13 protein-coding genes and 4 tRNA genes are annotated in these 19477 nt (G+C 55.7%); 2 read left to right on the plus strand and 15 right to left on the minus strand.

What is annotated here, in order from left to right; translation table 11 throughout:
* Window positions 1-34 precede the first annotated feature (34 nt).
* A complete protein-coding gene (gene pgl, locus DIT71_RS10290) occupies window positions 35-754 on the minus strand; it encodes a 6-phosphogluconolactonase (protein ID WP_227538056.1) in 720 nt (239 codons plus the stop codon).
* Complete coding sequence (gene zwf, locus DIT71_RS10295) at window positions 741-2216, minus strand: glucose-6-phosphate dehydrogenase (protein WP_114613131.1); 1476 nt, start codon at window positions 2214-2216, stop codon at window positions 741-743. Before zwf ends, pgl begins: the two co-directional genes overlap by 14 nt.
* A 216-nt stretch (window positions 2217-2432) precedes the next feature.
* Here zwf and DIT71_RS10300 point away from each other — a divergent pair, with 216 nt between their 5' ends.
* Window positions 2433-3302 (plus strand): MurR/RpiR family transcriptional regulator, encoded by an 870-nt coding sequence (locus tag DIT71_RS10300; RefSeq protein ID WP_114613132.1) that lies wholly within the window; start codon window positions 2433-2435, stop codon window positions 3300-3302.
* A gap of 125 nt (window positions 3303-3427) precedes the next feature.
* Here DIT71_RS10300 and DIT71_RS10305 read toward each other — a convergent pair whose 3' ends face one another.
* From DIT71_RS10305 to DIT71_RS10350, 10 genes are all read right to left on the minus strand, one after another.
* Complete coding sequence (locus DIT71_RS10305; protein ID WP_114613133.1) at window positions 3428-5281, minus strand: SurA N-terminal domain-containing protein; 1854 nt, start codon at window positions 5279-5281, stop codon at window positions 3428-3430.
* A 171-nt stretch (window positions 5282-5452) separates the two neighbouring features.
* Window positions 5453-5725 (minus strand): HU family DNA-binding protein, encoded by a 273-nt coding sequence (locus DIT71_RS10310; protein ID WP_027832426.1) that lies wholly within the window; start codon window positions 5723-5725, stop codon window positions 5453-5455.
* 238 nt (window positions 5726-5963) lie between these two features.
* On the minus strand, window positions 5964-8381 hold the full coding sequence (lon, locus tag DIT71_RS10315) for an endopeptidase La (protein WP_114613134.1): 2418 nt from the start codon (window positions 8379-8381) through the stop codon (window positions 5964-5966).
* A 157-nt stretch (window positions 8382-8538) separates the two neighbouring features.
* The gene (gene clpX / locus DIT71_RS10320; protein WP_114613135.1) at window positions 8539-9822 is read right to left on the minus strand and encodes an ATP-dependent Clp protease ATP-binding subunit ClpX; all 1284 of its coding nucleotides are present in this window, start codon (window positions 9820-9822) and stop codon (window positions 8539-8541) included.
* Window positions 9823-9899: 77 nt separating this feature from the next.
* Window positions 9900-10535, minus strand: a complete 636-nt coding sequence (gene clpP / locus DIT71_RS10325; RefSeq protein WP_114613136.1) for an ATP-dependent Clp endopeptidase proteolytic subunit ClpP — start codon at window positions 10533-10535, stop codon at window positions 9900-9902.
* A 183-nt stretch (window positions 10536-10718) separates the two neighbouring features.
* A complete protein-coding gene (gene tig / locus DIT71_RS10330) occupies window positions 10719-12026 on the minus strand; it encodes a trigger factor (protein ID WP_114613137.1) in 1308 nt (435 codons plus the stop codon).
* Between the two features lie 213 nt (window positions 12027-12239).
* Window positions 12240-12324, minus strand: a tRNA-Leu gene (locus tag DIT71_RS10335).
* 85 nt (window positions 12325-12409) lie between these two features.
* Window positions 12410-12485, minus strand: a tRNA-His gene (locus DIT71_RS10340).
* A 92-nt stretch (window positions 12486-12577) separates the two neighbouring features.
* Window positions 12578-12654, minus strand: a tRNA-Arg gene (locus DIT71_RS10345).
* A gap of 33 nt (window positions 12655-12687) precedes the next feature.
* Window positions 12688-12764: transfer RNA gene (locus DIT71_RS10350), tRNA-Pro, on the minus strand.
* A gap of 164 nt (window positions 12765-12928) precedes the next feature.
* Here DIT71_RS10350 and folD point away from each other — a divergent pair.
* The gene (gene folD / locus DIT71_RS10355) at window positions 12929-13786 is read left to right on the plus strand and encodes a bifunctional methylenetetrahydrofolate dehydrogenase/methenyltetrahydrofolate cyclohydrolase FolD (protein ID WP_114613138.1); all 858 of its coding nucleotides are present in this window, start codon (window positions 12929-12931) and stop codon (window positions 13784-13786) included.
* 113 nt (window positions 13787-13899) lie between these two features.
* Here folD and DIT71_RS10360 read toward each other — a convergent pair whose 3' ends face one another.
* The 3 genes from DIT71_RS10360 to DIT71_RS10370 form a co-directional block, all read right to left on the minus strand.
* The gene (locus tag DIT71_RS10360) at window positions 13900-16080 is read right to left on the minus strand and encodes a malate synthase G (RefSeq protein ID WP_114613139.1); all 2181 of its coding nucleotides are present in this window, start codon (window positions 16078-16080) and stop codon (window positions 13900-13902) included.
* 143 nt (window positions 16081-16223) lie between these two features.
* The gene (gene cysS, locus DIT71_RS10365; protein WP_114613325.1) at window positions 16224-17606 is read right to left on the minus strand and encodes a cysteine--tRNA ligase; all 1383 of its coding nucleotides are present in this window, start codon (window positions 17604-17606) and stop codon (window positions 16224-16226) included.
* Between the two features lie 86 nt (window positions 17607-17692).
* On the minus strand, window positions 17693-19369 hold the full coding sequence (locus DIT71_RS10370) for a glutamine--tRNA ligase/YqeY domain fusion protein (RefSeq protein WP_114613140.1): 1677 nt from the start codon (window positions 19367-19369) through the stop codon (window positions 17693-17695).
* Window positions 19370-19477 lie beyond the last annotated feature (108 nt).

Consider the following 19477-nt stretch of genomic DNA (forward strand, 5'->3'; position numbering starts at 1 on the left):
TCTCCGGTGGAACTGTTCAGGAAGGCCGAAGCCCTCAGGCACTCCAGAAAATCTGCAGCCCGGGCTTGAGAAAGGCGCGGACAGGCATTTCCCTCACCCGGCTGATATCACTGCAGGCGGCCTGCAACGTTTCCAGTTTGTCATCGCCTTTCAGATGCAGCGCTGTGAAGCCTGCACGGCTCAGGGCCCTCAGCGTCAGCGTGATACGTTTCTCAGACTGGGAAGGCGGTGTCATGGGCAACACAATCGCCGCCGCATCAGTATCCAGAGCTTTACCCAGCTCGGGCGCATCCGGGAACAGGGACGCGGTATGTCCGTCGTTGCCCATACCCAGAATCAGCACATCCAGCGGCAAATGAAGATCGGCGAGGGCTGCTTCCACCGCTGCCAGGCCATCGGCAGGTGTTTCGCCGGGCTGTTTGAGAGACAGATAATTCGCCTCCGACGCCGGCCCCTGAAGCAGGTTTTCTTTAACCAGTCGAGTATTACTGGCCTCATGGTTTTCCGGGACCCACCGCTCATCCGCCAGAAGTATGTCCACCCTCGACCAGTCCAGCGGTTTTTCCCGCAGTGCTTCAAAGAATGGCAAAGGCGTGGCGCCACCGGAAACCACGAGGCTGGCCCGGGGCGCTATCAATAACCGCTCGGCAATATGTTGGGCGACAGCATCTGCCAACGCTTTGGCGGCATCGTCAGGAGTATCAAAAAAATGTGCATTTACTGCATCCGGCAGATTCAGGTCATGCATCTTCATACCAGCTCCTCCCGTCCCGGGTAATCAAAGCGATAGAGGCCACCGGGCCCCAGGTGCCAGCCGCGTAACGCTTCGGCGGCTGACCACTGTCCTTCCAGTTGCCAATAATCTGGTCAACCCACTGCCAGGCGTGCTCCACTTCATCCCTGCGGACAAACAGGTACTGATTGCCTTTCATGACCTCCCAGAGCAAACGTTCATAAGCGTCAGGGATCCGATCCGTTTCGAAGGTTTCGGAGAAGCTCAGTTCCAGTGGCCCCTGGCGCAGGCGCATACCCTTGTCCAGACCCTGGTCCTTGGTGAGAATCTGCAGCGACATGCCTTCATCCGGCTGTAAACGGATGATCAGCTTGTTGTTGGCCAGGTGTTTCTGGTCTGGATCAAAGATGTAGTGTGGTGCTGGTTTGAAATGGATAATGATCTGGGAGAGCTTCTCCGGCAGACGCTTGCCTGTGCGAATATAGAACGGCACACCGGACCAGCGCCAGTTACCAATCTCGGCTTTCAATGCCACAAAGGTTTCGGTCTTGCTACCTTTTATGGCGCCCTCCTCTTCTAGATAACCTGGCACCGGCTTGCCGTTACTGGTACCTGCCGTGTACTGACCCCGCACCACGTGGGTTTCCATCAGATCCGGCGTGATCCGGCGCAGCGCTTTCAGCACTTTGACCTTCTCGTTACGGATGCTGTCGGCAGAAAGGTCCGCGGGCGGGTCCATGGCAATCAGACACAGTAGCTGAAGCAGATGGTTCTGGACCATGTCGCGAACCTGGCCGGCCTTATCGAAATAGCCCCATCGACCTTCGATACCAACGCTCTCCGCCACAGAAATTTCAACATGAGAGATATGATTCTGATCCCACTGGGACGCGAACAGATTGTTGGCGAAGCGCAAGGCAATCAGGTTCTGGACGGTTTCCTTACCCAGATAGTGATCGATACGGAACAACTGGTCCTCGTTAAAAACCTCGCCCAGCTCATCATTGATGACTTTGGAGGATTCCAGATCATGACCAATAGGCTTTTCCACGACCACCCTTGTATCCCTATCGCAACACTCATTGCTTCGCAGATTACGGGCGATAACCCCGTACATGGACGGCGTCGTCGCCATATAGACGATCAGGTTGCTGAAGTCCGCGCTGCGCCAGTCGTTAAGAGCCTCATAGCCATCGGGGTGGGTAAAATCGAGAAACTGATAATCGACACGCTGCAAGAACTGTTCTGCCAGGTCACCGTCGAATTCTTCCTGTTTAACATGCTCTTTCAGCTTGTCAAAAAGGATCTTGCGCACCTCCCCGACATCGGCATCTTTTCTGGCGATGGCAAGCATGCGGCTACCCTCGTGGAGCAGCCCGGCCGATTCCAGCTGGAAAAGCGCGGGAAACAGTTTGCGTTGCGCCAGGTCACCCAGCGCGCCAAACATCATCAGGTCACAGCGGGTATTGATCGGGTCAGCCATCGCTTCCTTCTCTCTATATTTTCGTGCGCAACTGCACAGCCAGCACGAATCGAAGCATAAATGTAGTATTTTTATGCAAATACTGACACCTTAATCGGAATTATCCAAGGAATAATTCCAATTTTTTGACATTTTTACTACACCAAATTGCGACAAAACGCGTTATAATCAGCGCGAATTCTGACAAGAAAGCCGATAAATCAGGGAGTATTCTTAATGGCTGCCAATCAGGCGCAACGCGACGACAATCTGCTCGAAGATATCCAGCTGAGGCTGGACACGCTTAACAAATCGGAGCGCAAGGTTGCCGAGGCAATTCTTCGCGACCCCAGCGCTGCGACCCGTTACAGCATTGCAGCCTTGGCCAGAGCTGCTGACGTCAGCGAACCTACCGTCAACCGGTTCTGCCGCGGGTTTTCCGCCACTGGTTTCCCTGATTTCAAGATCCGACTTGCCCAAAGTATAGCCACTGGCACCCCCTACATCGGGCAAAACGTTGAACCTGATGACACGGTGGCAGAATTTTCCGACAAAATCATGCTCAGCACCATTGCCAGTCTGGACAAGGCACGTCAGGCCCTCGATCCCAAGGCACTGTCCGCCGCTATCGACTACCTGATCCAGGCCAAGCAGATCAATTTCTTTGGCATGGGGGGATCTGCACCCGTGGCCATGGACGCCCAGCACAAGTTCTTCCGCTTCAACATTCCAGTGATGTCCTATGACGATGCGTTGATGCAACGCATGGTTGCCGCCGGCTGCAGCACCGGCGACGTCATCGTGCTTATCTCCTATACCGGCCGCACCCGCGAAACCGTAGAGATTGCGCAGCAGGCCAGGGCGAACAGCGCCACCGTTATCGGAATCACCATGCCTGGCTCACCGCTTGCTGAAACCTGCACGGTGGTTATAGAGGTCACGGCGCCGGAAGATACCGAAGTCTACATGCCCATGTCGTCGCGCATCATTCACCTGACCGTGATCGATATCCTTGCCACCGGGGTCACCCTGAAACGCGGCGCAGACTTCCTCGGCCATCTGAAAAAGATCAAGGAAAGCCTGAAACCGACACGTTTTCCTGTCTAGCTTCCTTTTCATCTGGTAGAGCCGGAGTTGTGGTTTCCTGCGCCCCAAAACAAAAGACCCGGGACATTTGCCCGGGTCTCTCGTTCAGAACATAAGCAGGGCACCCACCAGGAGTGCCTTTTTGATTATGGCCGCTCCACTTCTGCGTTGTCCCGCAGGTACTGCTGGTAGGCCCGATACTCCCGCTGACCTTCCAGCGAGGCCAGGAAACTGCGAAGTTGGCGGAACTCCTGACCATCACGATTGACTTCACCGTCGTTGACCTCATCCAGGGCCACAATGGCCATGCTGTCATCCCGCATCACCGAACCATAGACATTACCACCGTCATCGGGGCGCTGGAGTGAAAAAACCTCTGACATCACAGCACCACCAAGTGCGGAGTTGCTTCTGGACTGGTCCTCATAGGACTGCCACTCGCCAAGACCCAGCTCCTCCACGCTTGCCCCTGAAGCGAGGTCGGCGATAATCGAGTCAGCACGGTCCTCCAGTGCTTCACGGGTCTTCTGACGGGTCAGTGCGGCGCGGATCTCATCGGCCACTTCGTCCAGCGGCTGTTGCTGCGCCGCATGGTATTCGCCGACTCGCGCGACAACGGACATATTGTCGCCAACATCAATGAGCTCAGTGTTGAAGCCGTCGTTGAGTACGTCTTCAGAAAACAACTGGCGGACCAGTCCCGCGTGGTCAAAAGGTGCTTCGCCGCCGTCTCGGGTGATACCACTCTTTTCACGTACCTCAAGGCCCAGTTCCTCGGCAGGGCTCGCCAGGTCATCCGCCGCATAGGCCAGATCGGCGAGCTCGGAGCGCACCTCGGCAAACCGTTCGGTGGCCTCCCGCTGTGCCAGTTCGCGGCGGAGCTCGTCTTCCAGCTCGGCAAGAGATGGCGGCTCTGTTTTCTGGACTTCCTCGAGCTTGATCAGATGAATACCGAAACTGGTCGATACAGGCTCGGATACCTCGCCCTCTTCAAGAGCAAACAGGGCTTCCTCAAAGGCCGGGTCGTAAACCCCACGCTCTGCAAAACCCAGGTCGCCGCCCTGCTCTGCAGAGAAGGTATCGACGGAGAATTCTTCAGCGAGTTCAGCGAAGGATTCTCCTGCGGCCAGGCGCTCCTGAATGGTCGCCATGGTTTCATCGGCGTCTTCACCATCCTCGATCAGGATATGGGAGGCACGACGCTCCTCCCTGGCCAGCTCGGAAGAACGCTGGTCATAATATTCACGCAACTCGCCATCGCTGATGTCGACGTTTTCCGCAAGTGCTTCCAGGGACAGCACGATATACCGGGCGTCCACGCTCTCAGGCTGCTGGAAAGCCTCCTGATTGTCTTGATAATAGGCTTCAATATCCGCGTCCGTAACCTGTACCTGATCGCTCACAGAATCCGCCGGAATAGTGATAACACGGAAGTCCCGTGTCTGGTTCTGAATGCGCAGCAACTGTGCCACGTTTTCACCGGTTACCAGACCGCTCTGGGCGATACCGGCGCGAATCTGATTGACCACATACTGCTGGCGCATGGTTTCCCGGAATTCGCCAACGCCCATTCCCATGTTCCTGACTGCTGATACAAAACGGTCACGATTGAACGTACCATCGACCTGAAACTGGGGCATCTGGGTAATCAGGGAGTCGATGTCCGCATCGGAGAGCTGCAGCCCCTGTTCTGCGGCATCCTGGGTCATAACCTGTTGCTGGATCAGGGAGTCGAGAACGTCCTGGCGTATCTGGTCTTCGTTCAGAAGCGAAGGATCCGGAGTGTCCATCTCCGAAAGACGGCGTTGGCTTTCCAGTTGCACAACCCGGAGGAACTCCCGCTCGGTGATGTCTTCTCCGTTAACCGTTGCCACCTCTGGTTCGCCGGAAAACCCACCGACAATCGCGTCCATTCCCCAGATCGAAAGCGAAACGATCAGAAGGCCGATAATAACTTTGGCAATGGTGCCCTGGGCATTATCCCGAATATCTTGAAGCATGTTTCTCCCGGATCCCTGATCTATGTCTGTGAGGGTCTCATAACGTAAAAAGGCGCATTCATTCAGGAATGCGCCTTGAATTCATCGGAGCTGGCTGACTGCGGTATTGCCACCGGGCCAACCGCTCCAGCAACCCCCGTCATTCCGGGTGCTGCCAGATGAAAGCTGCCGTTACTTAACGGCGTCCTTCAGGGCCTTACCTGCCTTGAACCCAGGCACTTTGGAGGCCGGGATCTTGATCTCGGCACCGGTCTGCGGGTTACGGCCGGTGCGCGCAGCACGCTCCTTAACAGAGAAAGTACCAAAACCAATCAGCGTAACCTGATCGCCTTTTTTCAGAGCGCCGGTAATGGAGGTGGTCATGGCATCCAGAGCACGGCCAGCAGCGGCTTTGGAAATATCTGCAGATTCTGCAATTGCATCAATCAGTTCGGACTTATTCACACTAAACCCCTTCGATTTCAGGTTGAAGATGTTATAGGTTGGTTTGTTGTTTCCTGGAAGTTCCCGACTATCGCATAAGCAGTCAGAGAATTCCATTCTTCACTATTTTTATTCCTTGCGGCTACTAACCGGTGTCCGGAATAGGCATTAACAGCGCGGGAGCCCTTGATATTGGCTGCTTCACGGCGAAACAGTTATACCAATGGGCTCTCTCGCGTGTCAACAACGCTGCGTGTGTTTAATGTGTATTTATGCGCTCTGCAGCCTCACCATCATCATCCCGGGGCTTGCTGGCAGCCTTCTCAGATGATGAATCTTCGGTGAGCGGCTCCGGCGGATAGGCCAGTGCAATATCCAGAACCTCGTCAATCCACTTGACCGGACGAATCTCCAGAGACTCCTTGATGTTATCCGGTATCTCCCTGAGATCACGAACGTTTTCATCAGGAATGATGACTGTCTTGATGCCGCCGCGATGCGCCGCCAACAGCTTTTCCTTGAGCCCGCCGATCGGCAGTACACGACCCCGGAGGGTGATCTCACCGGTCATCGCTACATCCGCCCGGACCGGAATCTGGGTCAATGCAGAAACCAGTGCCGTACACATGCCAACACCGGCGCTGGGGCCGTCTTTTGGCGTGGCACCCTCGGGAACGTGAACGTGAAGATCGTGCTTTTCGTGGAAATCATCACTGATGCCCAGGCCAACCGCCCGGCTTCTGACCACTGTCAACGCCGCCTGAATTGACTCCTGCATGACGTCACCCAGGGAGCCGGTCTTGATGACCCGGCCCTTGCCCCTGGTCAGGGCGCATTCCAGCGTCAGCAATTCGCCGCCAACCTGAGTCCAGGCAAGTCCGGTAACCTGTCCGACCTGGTTCTTCTCCTCGGCCAGACCATACTTGAACTTCTTGACACCCGAGTAATCCTCAAGCATCTCCGGCGTCAGAGTGACAGAGGCCTTGTCACCGGTTTCCACGTGATCACGTACCACCTTACGGCAGAGCTTCGCAATCTCCCGCTCCAGCCCACGTACGCCCGCCTCACGGGTGTAGTAACGGATCAGGTCACGAAGTGTCTCTTTCGGTATCTCAAGCTCGTTCTTGCGCAGGCCATTAGCCTTTATCTGTTTTGGCAACAGATACTTGAGAGCAATGTTGACCTTCTCATCTTCGGTATAACCCGGGATACGGATAATTTCCATGCGGTCCAGCAACGCCGATGGAATGTCCATGGAGTTCGATGTACAAACGAACATCACATCCGACAGATCGTAGTCCACCTCCAGGTAATGATCGTTGAAGGTGTGGTTCTGTTCCGGATCCAGCACTTCGAGAAGCGCCGACGCGGGATCACCACGGTGGTCCATACCCATCTTGTCGATTTCATCAAACAGGAACAGCGGGTTTTTTACGCCTACCTTGGACAACTTCTGCAACAGCTTGCCCGGCAGTGCCCCAATGTAGGTTTTGCGATGGCCGCGAATCTCGGCCTCATCACGCACGCCGCCAAGTGCCATACGGGTGTACTTGCGATTGGTCGCGCGGGCAATGGATTGACCCAGAGAGGTCTTGCCCACGCCAGGGGGGCCTACCAGACACAAAACAGGACCCTTGACCTTCTTCACCCGGCTCTGGACCGCCAGATACTCCAGAATACGCTTCTTGACCTCATCGAGACCGTAGTGATCTTCATCAAGAATTTCACGGGCTTTTTCGATGTCATGGCGAACGCGACTGCGTTTTTTCCAGGGAATGGCCAGCATCCAGTCAATATAGCCACGCACGACCGTCGCTTCGGCGGACATGGGCGACATCATCTTGAGCTTGTTAAGCTCCGCCTCGGTTTTCTTGCGAGCCTCTTCCGGCAGGCTGGCTTCTTCCAGCTTCTGCTCGAGCTCTTCGAAGTCGTTATTACCTTCGCCGAGACTGCCCATCTCCTTCTGGATCGCTTTCATCTGCTCGTTGAGATAGTACTCCCGCTGGCTGCGTTCCATCTGCTTCTTGACGCGGCCGCGGATGCGCTTTTCAACCTCGATCAGGTCAATTTCCCCATCCAGCTTGCTCAGCAAAAGATCCACGCGCTGACGGATTTCCAGCGCTTCCAGCAGCTCCTGCTTCTCAGGAATTTTCAGCTCCAGATGAGCAGCCATAGTATCCGCCAGGCGCTCAAGTTCGGTAATGCCCGTGAGTGCATTGGACACTTCCGACGGGACTTTTCTGGAGAGTTTGACGTACTTTTCGAACTCGTCCATCAGGGTCTGGACCAGCACTTCCTCTTCCCGTGCCGGAAGGGAGTCCTCATCCATCAACATGGCCTTGCCGGCCAGGAATTCACCATCGTCAATATGAGTTATGGTCGCCCGGGCGTTGCCCTCAACCAGAACCTTGACCGTGCCGTCCGGCAGTCGAAGCATCTGCAATACCGTCGCAACGGTGCCCATGGCAAATACGTCATCCGGGCCGGGCTCATCGGTGGAAGCATCTCTCTGGGCAACCAGCAGGATTTCCTTGTTGCCCTCCATGGCGGATTCCAGCGCCTGTATGGACTTTTCGCGGCCCACGAATAGCGGCACCACCATGTGCGGGAATACCACCACGTCTCTCAGTGGTAACAGCGGGTATTCTTGCACAGATTCTTCAGGTATCAGGGTCATAGAAAATCCTCTGACGGTGTTTAATTCAGCATATCACCCTTCTTTGGGGCAACAGCAGAAATTGCAATCTTTTTACGGTTTGATGCAGCCTTTCCAGCGGCTTGCAGGCATAAAAAAAGGGCGTCGCCGCCCTTTTTCACAGTCGAAGCCCTGAGTCTCAGTCTTCGGGAACCGCTTTTGCGTGATCGCTGCTGTCGTAGATCTTGAAAGGCTCTGACTGGCCGTTGATCACGCTTTCATCAATGACGACCTTGGAAACATCATGCTCGGATGGAATCTGATACATGGTATCCAGCAACGTCGCCTCCATGATCGAACGCAAGCCCCGGGCGCCGGTTTTGCGGATCATGGCTTTCCGGGCAACGGCACGGAGTGCGTCGTCACGGAAGTCCAGTTCCACACCTTCCATATCAAACAGCTTCTGATACTGCTTGGTAAGGGCGTTTTTGGGTTCTGTAAGGATTTGGACAAGCGCGTCTTCATCCAGTTCCGTCAGTGTCGCGACCACAGGCAGACGACCAACAAACTCTGGAATCAGGCCATACTTCACCAGATCTTCTGTCTCGACATCCTTGATGATGTCACCGGTATTCTTGATGTCTTCCGGGCTTTTCACCGTAGCTGAAAATCCGATACTGCTGCGATCCGAGCGCTCCTGAATCACCTTGTCCAGGCCCGCAAAGGCACCACCGCAAATGAATAGCATGTTTCCGGTGTCCACCTGCAAAAATTCCTGCTGCGGATGCTTGCGGCCGCCCTGGGGCGGAACCGAAGCCACCGTACCTTCGATCAACTTGAGCAGGGCCTGCTGAACACCCTCGCCGGAAACGTCCCGCGTTATGGACGGATTGTCAGATTTGCGGGAGATCTTGTCGATTTCATCGATGTAGACAATACCGCGCTGGGCCTTGTCGACATCGTAATCGCACTTCTGAAGAAGCTTCTGAATAATGTTCTCGACGTCCTCACCCACGTAACCCGCTTCGGTCAGCGTGGTAGCGTCGGCAATCGTGAACGGCACGTTCAGCATACGGGCCAGGGTCTCGGCAAGCAGCGTTTTACCGCTACCGGTCGGGCCAATCAGCAGTATGTTGCTTTTGCCAAGCTCAACCTCGGCCTTGCCTTCGCCGTAGCGCAAGCGCTTGTAGTGGTTGTAGACCGCCACTGAGAGCACAACCTTTGCGCGGTCCTGGCCGATCACATACTCATTGAGTGTGTCGCGGATTTCGGCGGGTGTCGGAAGACGATCGCTGGCCTCTTCCTGGGCATTCTCCTGGATTTCCTCCCGGATAATGTCATTGCACAGGTCGACGCATTCGTCGCAGATGAACACCGAGGGCCCTGCAATGAGCTTACGGACTTCATGCTGGCTCTTTCCACAAAACGAGCAGTACAGCAACTTGCCGTTATCGTCGCCTCTGCCGTTTCTTTCATCTGCCATTGAAATACCTCTGAGCTTGGTTTACCGACGCAGTCACCTCAATACGCCGGCAGGGAATGTTGCGATTACCTTCAGTATTATTTATTCGGTACACGCTTATCAAGTATAGAATCAATCAGGCCATAGTCTTTCGCCTGCTGCGGATCCATAAAATTATCCCGATCCGTATCCTTGGCTATGGTCTCAAGTTTCTGCCCGGTATGGTGAGCAAGGATTGAATTCAGGGTATGACGGATCTTCAGAATTTCGCGGGTATGGATCTCGATATCCGTCGCCTGACCCTGATAACCGCCCAGAGGCTGATGGATCATGACCCGGGAATTCGGCAGACAGGCACGCTTGCCTTCGGCACCGCCCGCCAGCAGAAACGCACCCATGCTGGCCGCCTGGCCCACACACAAGGTCGCCACATCCGGCTTGATAAACTGCATGGTGTCGTAAATGGACATACCAGCAGTAACAGATCCGCCCGGGCTGTTGATATAAAGATGGATGTCCTTGTCGGGGTTTTCGGACTCCAGGAACAGCAACTGGGCCACGACCAGGTTGGCCATATGATCTTCAACCGGGCCTACCAGAAAGATTACCCGTTCCTTGAGCAGACGGGAAAAAATGTCAAAAGAACGCTCGCCCCGGGCGGTTTGCTCAATAACGATTGGCACCAGGCCGGAATTGGTAACCATTGAAGGGCCATCGATTGGTTTCTGCGTCATGATGCGCGTGAACTCCTTTCTGGACAATAAGGTGGCGCTGGGCTGCCACCGCGTTATAAATCAGCTGCGCTTCGCACTGACCGTTACTCTGCCAGCACTGAGGCTAGATGAAAACAGCCGGACATGCCGGCTGCTTCACTTAGTGCATGCCGGGGACACTCACTTCATTTGTCCCCGCGGCCATTAGCCCTGCTGCTGTTGACCGGCCTGAATAGCCTCTTCGTACTTGAGCTTCTTCTCGGTAACCTGGGCCTGTTCCAGAATCAGGTCAACAACCGCGTCTTCAAGCACAGACGACTCGATCTGCTGCTTCTGGTCCGGGCTGCTGTTGAAATGCGCAACAACTTCCTCTGGTTGTTCATACGTTGATGCGATTTCCTGGATCTTTTCATCCACTTTCGCCGGATCTGCTTTCAGGTCGTTCTGCTTGACAACTTCCTGGAACAACAGGCCGGTCTTCACACGACGGCGAGCCTGCTCCTCAAAGATTTCCTTGGGCAACTGCTGGGGATCAATCTGGCCACCGAAACGCTGCACTGCATCCTGGCGCAGGCGGTCAATCTCCTGGTCTACCAGGGACGTGGGTACTTCAAGCTCGGTGCTCTCAAGCAGACCCTCAACAACGTCGTTCTTGACCTTGTTGGAGACAGCCTGTTTAAGCTCGCGTTCCATATTCTTCTGGACTTCTTCACGGAACGTGGCCTCATCTTCCGCGTCGATACCGAATTTCTTGAAGAACTCGGCGTCTAGTTCCGGAAGCTGGGGTTCCTGAACGTCATTAATCTTGATCTCGAACTTCGCCGGCTTACCCGCCAGCTCTTCGTTCTGGTAATCCTCAGGGAAGGTCACTTCGATCTCGAACTCTTCACCTGCCTTGCCGCCCACGATGCCCTTCTCAAAACCGGGTATCATCTGGCCGGAACCCAGAGTCAGCTTGTGGTTCTCTGCGGCGCCACCTTCGAACTCCTCACCGTCCACAAAGCCTTTGAAGTCGATCAGCACCACGTCCTTGTTCTTGGACTTGCGCTTGACGGATTTCATGGTGGCCTGCTGGCGGCGCAGGTTGTCAATCATGTTGTCGACGTCTTTGTCGGTAATCTCGGCCTTAGGCTTTTCAACGGAGATCTTGCTGAAATCACCCAGCTCCACTTCCGGCAACACCTCAAAAACGGCCACGAATTCGAGGTCTTTACCCTCTTCCATGGTTTTCGGCTCAAACTTGGGCCAGCCCGCCGGATTGATGTCCTGCTCCTGTAGTGCCTTGATGTAGTTATCACGCATGACCTCGCCGACAATTTCCTGACGGACGCTGTCACCAAAACGACGCTTCACCACACTCATGGGCACCTTGCCCGGACGGAAACCGTTCATCTTGACTGTGCGTGCGGTTTCCTGCAGGCGCTTCTGGACCGCCTGGTCGATTTCCTGGGCGGGCACACCAATCGTCATCCGACGTTCGATGTTGGAGGTCGTTTCAACAGACACTTGCATGGAAGATCCTCAAATTACAGGTTCGGTATGTGAATGAAAGTAAAACCAAAAGTCCTGTTCAGGGCGAATTCCCGGAAAAGGACGTAAATTTAAAAGCAGCTAGTTTATCACGGTTTACCATGTCGAGAGAATCACCTGATAAAGGCTCTTTTGCGACAGAGGATGACAGACAGATCAGATCTGAAAAAAGGGGAAAGAACCAAGAGGATAAAATGGTGCGAGCGGAGAGACTCGAACTCTCACGGGTTGCCCCACTGGAACCTAAATCCAGCGCGTCTACCAGTTCCGCCACGCTCGCACAGGATGCGCGAATCCACAGGCTTGAACACAAGCGTAGAACTCCGCAACAGCGGAAATCAACCGTGAATCACAAGGGAAAAAATTGGGGTGGACGAAGGGGATCGAACCCTCGACCGCAGGAGTCACAATCCTGAGCTCTACCAACTGAGCTACGTCCACCACATCCAGACTATCGCCGGGCAAGCCCGACCAATACTCCACATAACTTTGCTGATTCGGTGTCTCCGGGACGGATCAGACCGTCTGCGGCATGGCGCGCCCGGCAGGACTCGAACCTGCGGCCACCGGCTTAGAAGGCCGATGCTCTATCCAGCTGAGCTACGGGCGCATGAACCGTTCGCCCACCTGAACATTCAGAAAGTGGTCGGGGTAGAGAGATTCGAACTCCCGACATCCTGCTCCCAAAGCAGGCGCGCTACCAGACTGCGCTATACCCCGTCTAAACTGAACAACAGAAACCTCAGCAAAGTTGGCGCGCATATTACCCGCGCCGAACCGATCCGTCAACACGCAATTGGGCTTTTCGCCCACCGATTGGCGGCAGCCCCCAAGCATGAGACAATGCGACGCCTTTATTTTCGCACAACCGACAAGACAATGACATGAGCGCCAAACTGATTAATGGAAAAGAAATCGCCGCCGCCGTGCGCCAGCAAGTCGCGGCGGGGACAGAAGCCCGTAAACAGCAGGGACTCCGTGCCCCGGGACTGGCGGTGGTGCTGGTCGGCAGCGACCCTGCCTCTCAGGTTTATGTGGGCAACAAGCGCAGGGCCTGCGATGAGGCAGGTATCATGTCGCTTTCTTACGACCTGCCGGAAGACACGTCCCAGGTGGCATTGGAAGCACTGGTGGACGAGCTCAATGCGAACCCTGACATAGACGGTATTCTGGTACAGCTTCCGCTGCCGGCACACATGGATGCAGACCCCATTCTGCTGAAGATACGCCCGGACAAGGATGTGGACGGGTTCCATCCCTACAACATCGGCCGCCTGGTGCAGCGCAAGCCCGCCCTGAGGCCCTGCACACCTGCCGGCGTCATCACCCTGCTGGACAGCATTGGCACCCCTTACAAAGGCCAGCACGCGGTTATAGTGGGGGCATCCAATATCGTTGGCCGCCCCATGACCATGGAACTGCTGCTAAAAGGCGCAACGGTGACGGTATGCCACCGTTTTACTGATAACCTGGAAAAATTCGTCAGTGAAGCCGACATACTGATCGCTGCAGTTGGCAGGCCAGGGCTGATCAAAGGCGAGTGGGTCAAGCCCGGGGCGACGGTGATTGATGTGGGCATCAACCGCATGGAAGACGGCAAGTTGCGAGGAGATGTGGATTTTGCGACCGCTTCAGAACGGGCAGCTTATATCACGCCGGTTCCAGGTGGCGTGGGGCCGATGACGATTGCCACGTTGCTGCAGAATACGCTTTATGCGGCGAATGAATTGCATAAGGATTGAGACCGGCTGTCGGATCAGGCGCGAGTGGTCGGTGACCAAAAAAATCGAACCACTGCAAAAAGCACCGGCCACAAAAAACCCCGCAATCGCGGGGTTTTTTTGTGGCCGGGCGATTACTGACCGTACTTCTCTTTCGCCTTCAGACGATACGCGTGCAGCAACGGCTCGGTATAACCATTCGGCTGCTCGCGACCCTTCAGCACCAGATCCATGGCTGCCTGGAACGCAATGCTACCGTCAAACTCCGGCGCCATGGCGCGGTAGGACGGATCGTTGGCATTCTGGCGATCGACCACGGCGGCCATGCGCTTCATGGTTTCGTGGATCTGCTCTTCACTGCAGATACCATGGTAGAGCCAGTTGGTCAGCAGCTGTGAGGCGATACGCAGTGTGGCACGGTCTTCCATCAGGCCTACATCATTGATGTCCGGCACTTTGGAGCAGCCGACACCGCTGTCGATCCAGCGCACCACGTACCCGAGGATACCCTGGGCATTGTTGTCCAGCTCCTGCTGGATTTCTTCGGCTGACAGGGACTTGGGATCGTCCATGACCGGAACGGTCAGGATGTCATCCAGGTTGGCACGGGGGCGGCTTTCCAGTTCTTTCTGGATATCGGCAACGCTGACCTGGTGATAATGGGTGGCGTGCAGTGTCGCTGCGGTCGGTGATGGCACCCAGGCGGTGTTTGCGCCGGCTTTCGGGTGGCCAATCTTGGCCTCCAGCATGCCCGCCATCAGGTCCGGCATGGCCCACATGCCTTTACCGATCTGGGCTACGCCACGGAAACCGGTTTCCAGGCCAATGTCCACGTTCCACTGTTCATAGGCCTGGATCCAGGTCGCCTGCTTCATTGCGCCCTTGCGCATGAACGGTCCCAGCTCCATGGAGGTGTGGATTTCGTCACCGGTGCGGTCCAGGAAGCCGGTGTTAATGAACACGGCGCGTTCCTTGGCGGCATGGATACAGGACTTGAGGTTAACGGTTGTGCGGCGCTCCTCGTCCATGATGCCAACTTTCAGGGTGAAAGCAGGCAGGCCGAGAGCATCTTCCACGCGCCCGAAAAACTCGTTGGTGAACGCCACTTCTTCCGGACCGTGCATTTTCGGCTTGACGATGTACACCGAACCGGCAGTGCTGTTCTGAAGCTTGCCGGTGCCTTTCAGGTCATGAATCGCAATCAGCGAGGTCAACAGGCCGTCCATCAGTCCTTCAGGCACTTCGCTACCGTCGTTCAACAGGATCGCCGGGTTCGTCATCAGGTGACCAACGTTGCGCACGAACATCAGGCTGCGGCCTTTCAGCACCAGCTCACCGCCGCCCGGTTTGGTGTAGGCCCGGTCTTCGTGCATCTTGCGGGTCATCTGCTGACCGCCTTTCTCGAAGGTCTCTTCCAGATTGCCCTTCATAAGGCCCAGCCAGTTGCGGCAAGCCAACGCCTTGTCGTCCGCATCAACGGCGGCAACGGAGTCTTCACAGTCCATAATGGTGGTCAGCGCGGACTCCATCAACACATCCTTGACGTGAGCACCGTCGTCCTTGCCGATCGGGTGGCTGGCGTCGATCTGAATCTCAAAGTGCATACCGTTCTTGACCAGCAGCACGCCGGTGGGCGCATCAGCAGCACCGGTGTAACCGACAAAACCGGCCTCGTCTTTCAGGCCAGTGGACTCGCCATTCTGCAGCTTGACCACCAGCTTGCCATCCGCAACAGCATAAAGGACCGCATCCTTGTGGGTGCCAGAGGCCAGCGGCGCGGAGCTGTCCAGCAGGTCGCGGGCGAACTCGATAACCTTGGCGCCACGTACCGGATTATAGCCACGGCCTTTCTCGGCACCGTCTTCCTCGGAAATGGCATCGGTGCCATAGAGCGCGTCATAAAGGCTGCCCCAGCGGGCATTGGCAGCGTTCAGCGCGAAACGGGCATTCATTACCGGAACCACCAGCTGGGGGCCGGCCATGGTAGCCACCTCAGGATCCACGTTCGAAGTAGAAATCGTGAAGTCGCCGGGCTCGTCTACCAGATAACCGATGTCTTTGAGGAAAGACCTGTACTCGGTCATGTCGAGTTTCTGGCCTTTGTGGTCGCGATTCCATGCATCCATTTTTTCCTGGATGGCATCGCGCTTGGCGAGCAGCTCTTTATTACGGGGTGCCAGGTCATGAACAATCTTGTCGAACTCGGACCAGAATTTGTCAGAATCAACACCGGTGCCCGGGATCGCCTCATTATTAACGAAATCGAACAGGTTCTTCGCGACCTGAAGGCCGCCGATTTGTACGCGTTCTGTCATCGTTGTTTGCCTCAGTGAGTTACTGTATTCCCCGCCCTTTCAACAGGTTTCTGTGCAAGGGCCGTTATAAATCGAGGGCAACATTGTACGGGATTTTCCCTACAAGGTCATTCCCGTGCCTTCAACCCGACTTTTGGTTAGACTTATCCCCGGCGCCAGCTGGTTCCCTCGCGGCTGTCGTCAAGAATAATGCCGTTATCCGCCAGTTGGTCACGGATACGGTCTGCTTCGGCAAAATCCTTCTGTTTCCGCGCGTCAGCCCGGGCCTGGATCATGGCTTCGATATCGTCTGCACTGAACTCACCGCCAATATCAGCCTGGAAGAATGCTTCCGGATCCTGCTGTAGCAGCCCAAGAATGCGCCCGAGCCGCACCAGCACCGCAGCGCCCTCAGCCGCCCTGTCATCATGACCGTCGCGGCGGTACTGATTGATCTCGTTAACAACGGCGTGAAGCACCGCGATGGCGCCTGCGGTATTGAAATCATCGTCCATGGCCTCGGCAAAGTGGCGGTCATGTTCGGTTTCCGCCACATCCTTGGCTGGCACAAGGCCCCGCAGGGCGTGGTAAAACCTGGCCAGGGTGTGTCCCGCTTCTGCCAGGTTCTCTTCCGAGTAATCCACCTGGCTGCGGTAATGGCTGGAAACCAGGAAATAACGCACCACTTCCGGCGCGTATTTTTCGAAGATTTCCCGGATGGTAAAGAAGTTGCCCAGGGACTTGGACATTTTTTCCTTGTTCACACGAATAGCACCGGCGTGCATCCAGGTGTTCACAAAGGTGTGGCCGTTGGCACACTCGGACTGGGCAATTTCGTTCTCATGGTGGGGGAACAGAAGGTCCGGCCCGCCACCGTGGATATCAAAGGTCTCTCCCAGGCATCGGTTGGACATCGCTGAGCACTCAATGTGCCACCCGGGCCTGCCGTCACCCCAGGGCGATGGCCAGCTCACCTCACCCGGCTTTGCGGCTTTCCAGAGCACAAAGTCGGCAGGGCTGCGCTTGGCCTCCTGGACATCCACCCGGGCACCGGCCACCAGATCCTCAAGCTTTTTCTTGCTGAGCTTTCCGTAGTCCGGGTATGACTCCACAGAAAAGTACACATCACCGTTATCCGCGGCATAGGCGTGACCGCTGGTGACCAGCTTGTGGATCATCGCCACAATGTCATTGATGTAGTCGGTTGCACAGGGCTCTTCTGTCGGCGACAGAACGCCCAGTTTGGCCTCATCCTCGTGCATGGCCTTGATCATGCGCCTGGTGAGATCGCTATAAACTTCACCGTTCTCATCAGCGCGACGGAGGATCTTGTCGTCTATGTCGGTGATGTTGCGCACGTAGTGAACATCGTATCCACTGTGACGAAGATACCGCGTGATTACATCAAAGGCCACCAACACCCTCGCATGCCCCAGATGGCAATAGTCGTACACCGTCATGCCACACACGTACATGCGAACCTTTCCTGGCTCGATCGGCTGGAACTCTTCCTTCTTCTGACTAAGGGTGTTGTAGATTCTAATCACTTGATGCTCGTTGTTTGTCCGATTTATTGAGTATTGGTGCAGGTCGCCGCCAGGCCGCTCCCCCGACTTTTTCATGCCTCTAGTTGCTATTTGCCCTTTCCCCAGGAATCGCGAAGAGTCACCGTTCGGTTGAATACCGGGCGGCCAGCTGCGCCGGTCAGTTCCTGGTCACAGAAGAAGTAGCCCTCGCGCTCAAACTGATACGGCAGGTCAGTACGGGGCTGGGCCAAGCTCTTCTCTACCCTGGCGCCCTTTAGGACCACCAGAGATTCCGGATTGATCGAGTCTACAAAATCGGTCTCTTTGTCACTGTCCGGCGACTCGTGGTTAAACAACCGGTCGTACTGGTTAATATCCGTCTCAACGCTATCTGTCGCTGACACCCAGTGAACGACGCCATTAGGTTTGTAGCCTTCGGGATTTACACCCAAAGTGCTCGGGTCGTACTCGCATTTAAGTTCAACGACCTCACCAGCCTCGTCACGAATGACCTCACGACAGGTCATCACATAACCGCCGCGCAGGCGAACCGCCTGGTCAGGAGCCAGACGCTTCCACTTCCGTGGTGGCTCTTCGGCGAAGTCTTCCAGATCGATGTAGAGGGTCTGGCTCCAGGTCACTTCCCGCTCGCCCATGTCCGGGTTCTGGGGATGTACCGGCAGTACCAGGGTTTCGGTCCTGTCTTCCGGGTAATTGGTCAGTGTCACTTTCAGCGGGCGCATTACGCACATGGCGCGGGGTGCGCGGGTGTTCAGGTCTTCGCGAATGGCGTGTTCCAGCATACCCATGTCGACCGTGCCACCGGCTTTGTTGACACCGATCATGTCGCAGAAGGTGCGAATGGATTCGGGAGTATAGCCGCGCCGGCGCAGGCCGGAAATAGTGGGCATGCGGGGGTCGTTCCAGCCGTCCACGAAACCCTCGTCCACCAGCCGCTTGAGTTTGCGCTTGCTGGTAATGGTGTAGTTCAGATTCAGCCGCGCGAATTCGATCTGGCGCGGCTGGCAGGGAGCGGAGATGTTTTCCAGAACCCAGTCGTAAAGCGGGCGATGATCCTCAAATTCCAGGGTGCACAGTGAGTGGGTAATCCCCTCCATGGCGTCGGAAATCGGGTGGGTGAAGTCGTACATCGGGTAGATGCACCACTTGTCACCGGTCTGGTGATGGTCAGCGTAGCGAATCCGGTAAAGGATCGGGTCACGTAGATTGATATTCGGAGACGCCATATCAATTTTGGCGCGCAGTACCACCTTGCCGTTCTGGTACTTGCCGTCGCGCATATCGCGGAACAGCTGCAGGTTTTCTTCCACCGGGCGTTCACGATAGGGGCTATTCTGTCCCGGCTCTTTCAGGGTGCCGCGATATTCAGCCATCTGGTCGGCCGTCAGCGCGCACACATAGGCCTTGCCACGCTCAATAAGCTCAACGGCGAAGTCGTATATGGCGTCAAAATAATCGGAGGCATAACGCACCTCACCGGCCCATTCATAGCCCAGCCAATGAACATCCTGCTTGATGGCGTCGATGTACTCCTGGGATTCCTTCTCCGGGTTGGTATCGTCAAACCGCAAAGTGCATACACCGTCAAACGTTTCGGCAATGCCGAAATTCAGGCAGATCGACTTGGCGTGACCGATGTGCAGGTAACCGTTGGGCTCCGGCGGAAACCGTGTCACCACCTTGCCTGTGTGCTCGCCTTTGGCAATGGCGTCCTCGATCAGGCTCTGGATGAAGTTATGGGCTTTCTTTGACTCGGCGCTCATACAATCTCAATCATAGGGTGTGGGTCTGAAACCGCGTATTATACTCACAAATCATTGCCTAACTCATGCACGCGTACAAACTCTTCAGTACAATAAGCCCAACGTTGC

This window comes from Marinobacter vulgaris, assembly GCF_003344045.1.
Lineage (GTDB): Bacteria > Pseudomonadota > Gammaproteobacteria > Pseudomonadales > Oleiphilaceae > Marinobacter > Marinobacter vulgaris.

What these genes read in the sequence shown, in the direction of transcription:
- pgl (WP_227538056.1), bottom strand. Translation starts at nt 754, where the DNA reads ATGAAGATGCATGACCTGAATCTGCCGGATGCAGTAAATGCACATTTT.
- zwf (WP_114613131.1), bottom strand. Translation starts at nt 2,216, where the DNA reads ATGGCTGACCCGATCAATACCCGCTGTGACCTGATGATGTTTGGCGCG.
- DIT71_RS10300 (WP_114613132.1), top strand. Translation starts at nt 2,433, where the DNA reads ATGGCTGCCAATCAGGCGCAACGCGACGACAATCTGCTCGAAGATATC.
- DIT71_RS10305 (WP_114613133.1), bottom strand. Translation starts at nt 5,281, where the DNA reads ATGCTTCAAGATATTCGGGATAATGCCCAGGGCACCATTGCCAAAGTT.
- lon (WP_114613134.1), bottom strand. Translation starts at nt 8,381, where the DNA reads ATGACCCTGATACCTGAAGAATCTGTGCAAGAATACCCGCTGTTACCA.
- clpX (WP_114613135.1), bottom strand. Translation starts at nt 9,822, where the DNA reads ATGGCAGATGAAAGAAACGGCAGAGGCGACGATAACGGCAAGTTGCTG.
- clpP (WP_114613136.1), bottom strand. Translation starts at nt 10,535, where the DNA reads ATGACGCAGAAACCAATCGATGGCCCTTCAATGGTTACCAATTCCGGC.
- tig (WP_114613137.1), bottom strand. Translation starts at nt 12,026, where the DNA reads ATGCAAGTGTCTGTTGAAACGACCTCCAACATCGAACGTCGGATGACG.
- folD (WP_114613138.1), top strand. Translation starts at nt 12,929, where the DNA reads ATGAGCGCCAAACTGATTAATGGAAAAGAAATCGCCGCCGCCGTGCGC.
- DIT71_RS10360 (WP_114613139.1), bottom strand. Translation starts at nt 16,080, where the DNA reads ATGACAGAACGCGTACAAATCGGCGGCCTTCAGGTCGCGAAGAACCTG.
- DIT71_RS10370 (WP_114613140.1), bottom strand. Translation starts at nt 19,369, where the DNA reads ATGAGCGCCGAGTCAAAGAAAGCCCATAACTTCATCCAGAGCCTGATC.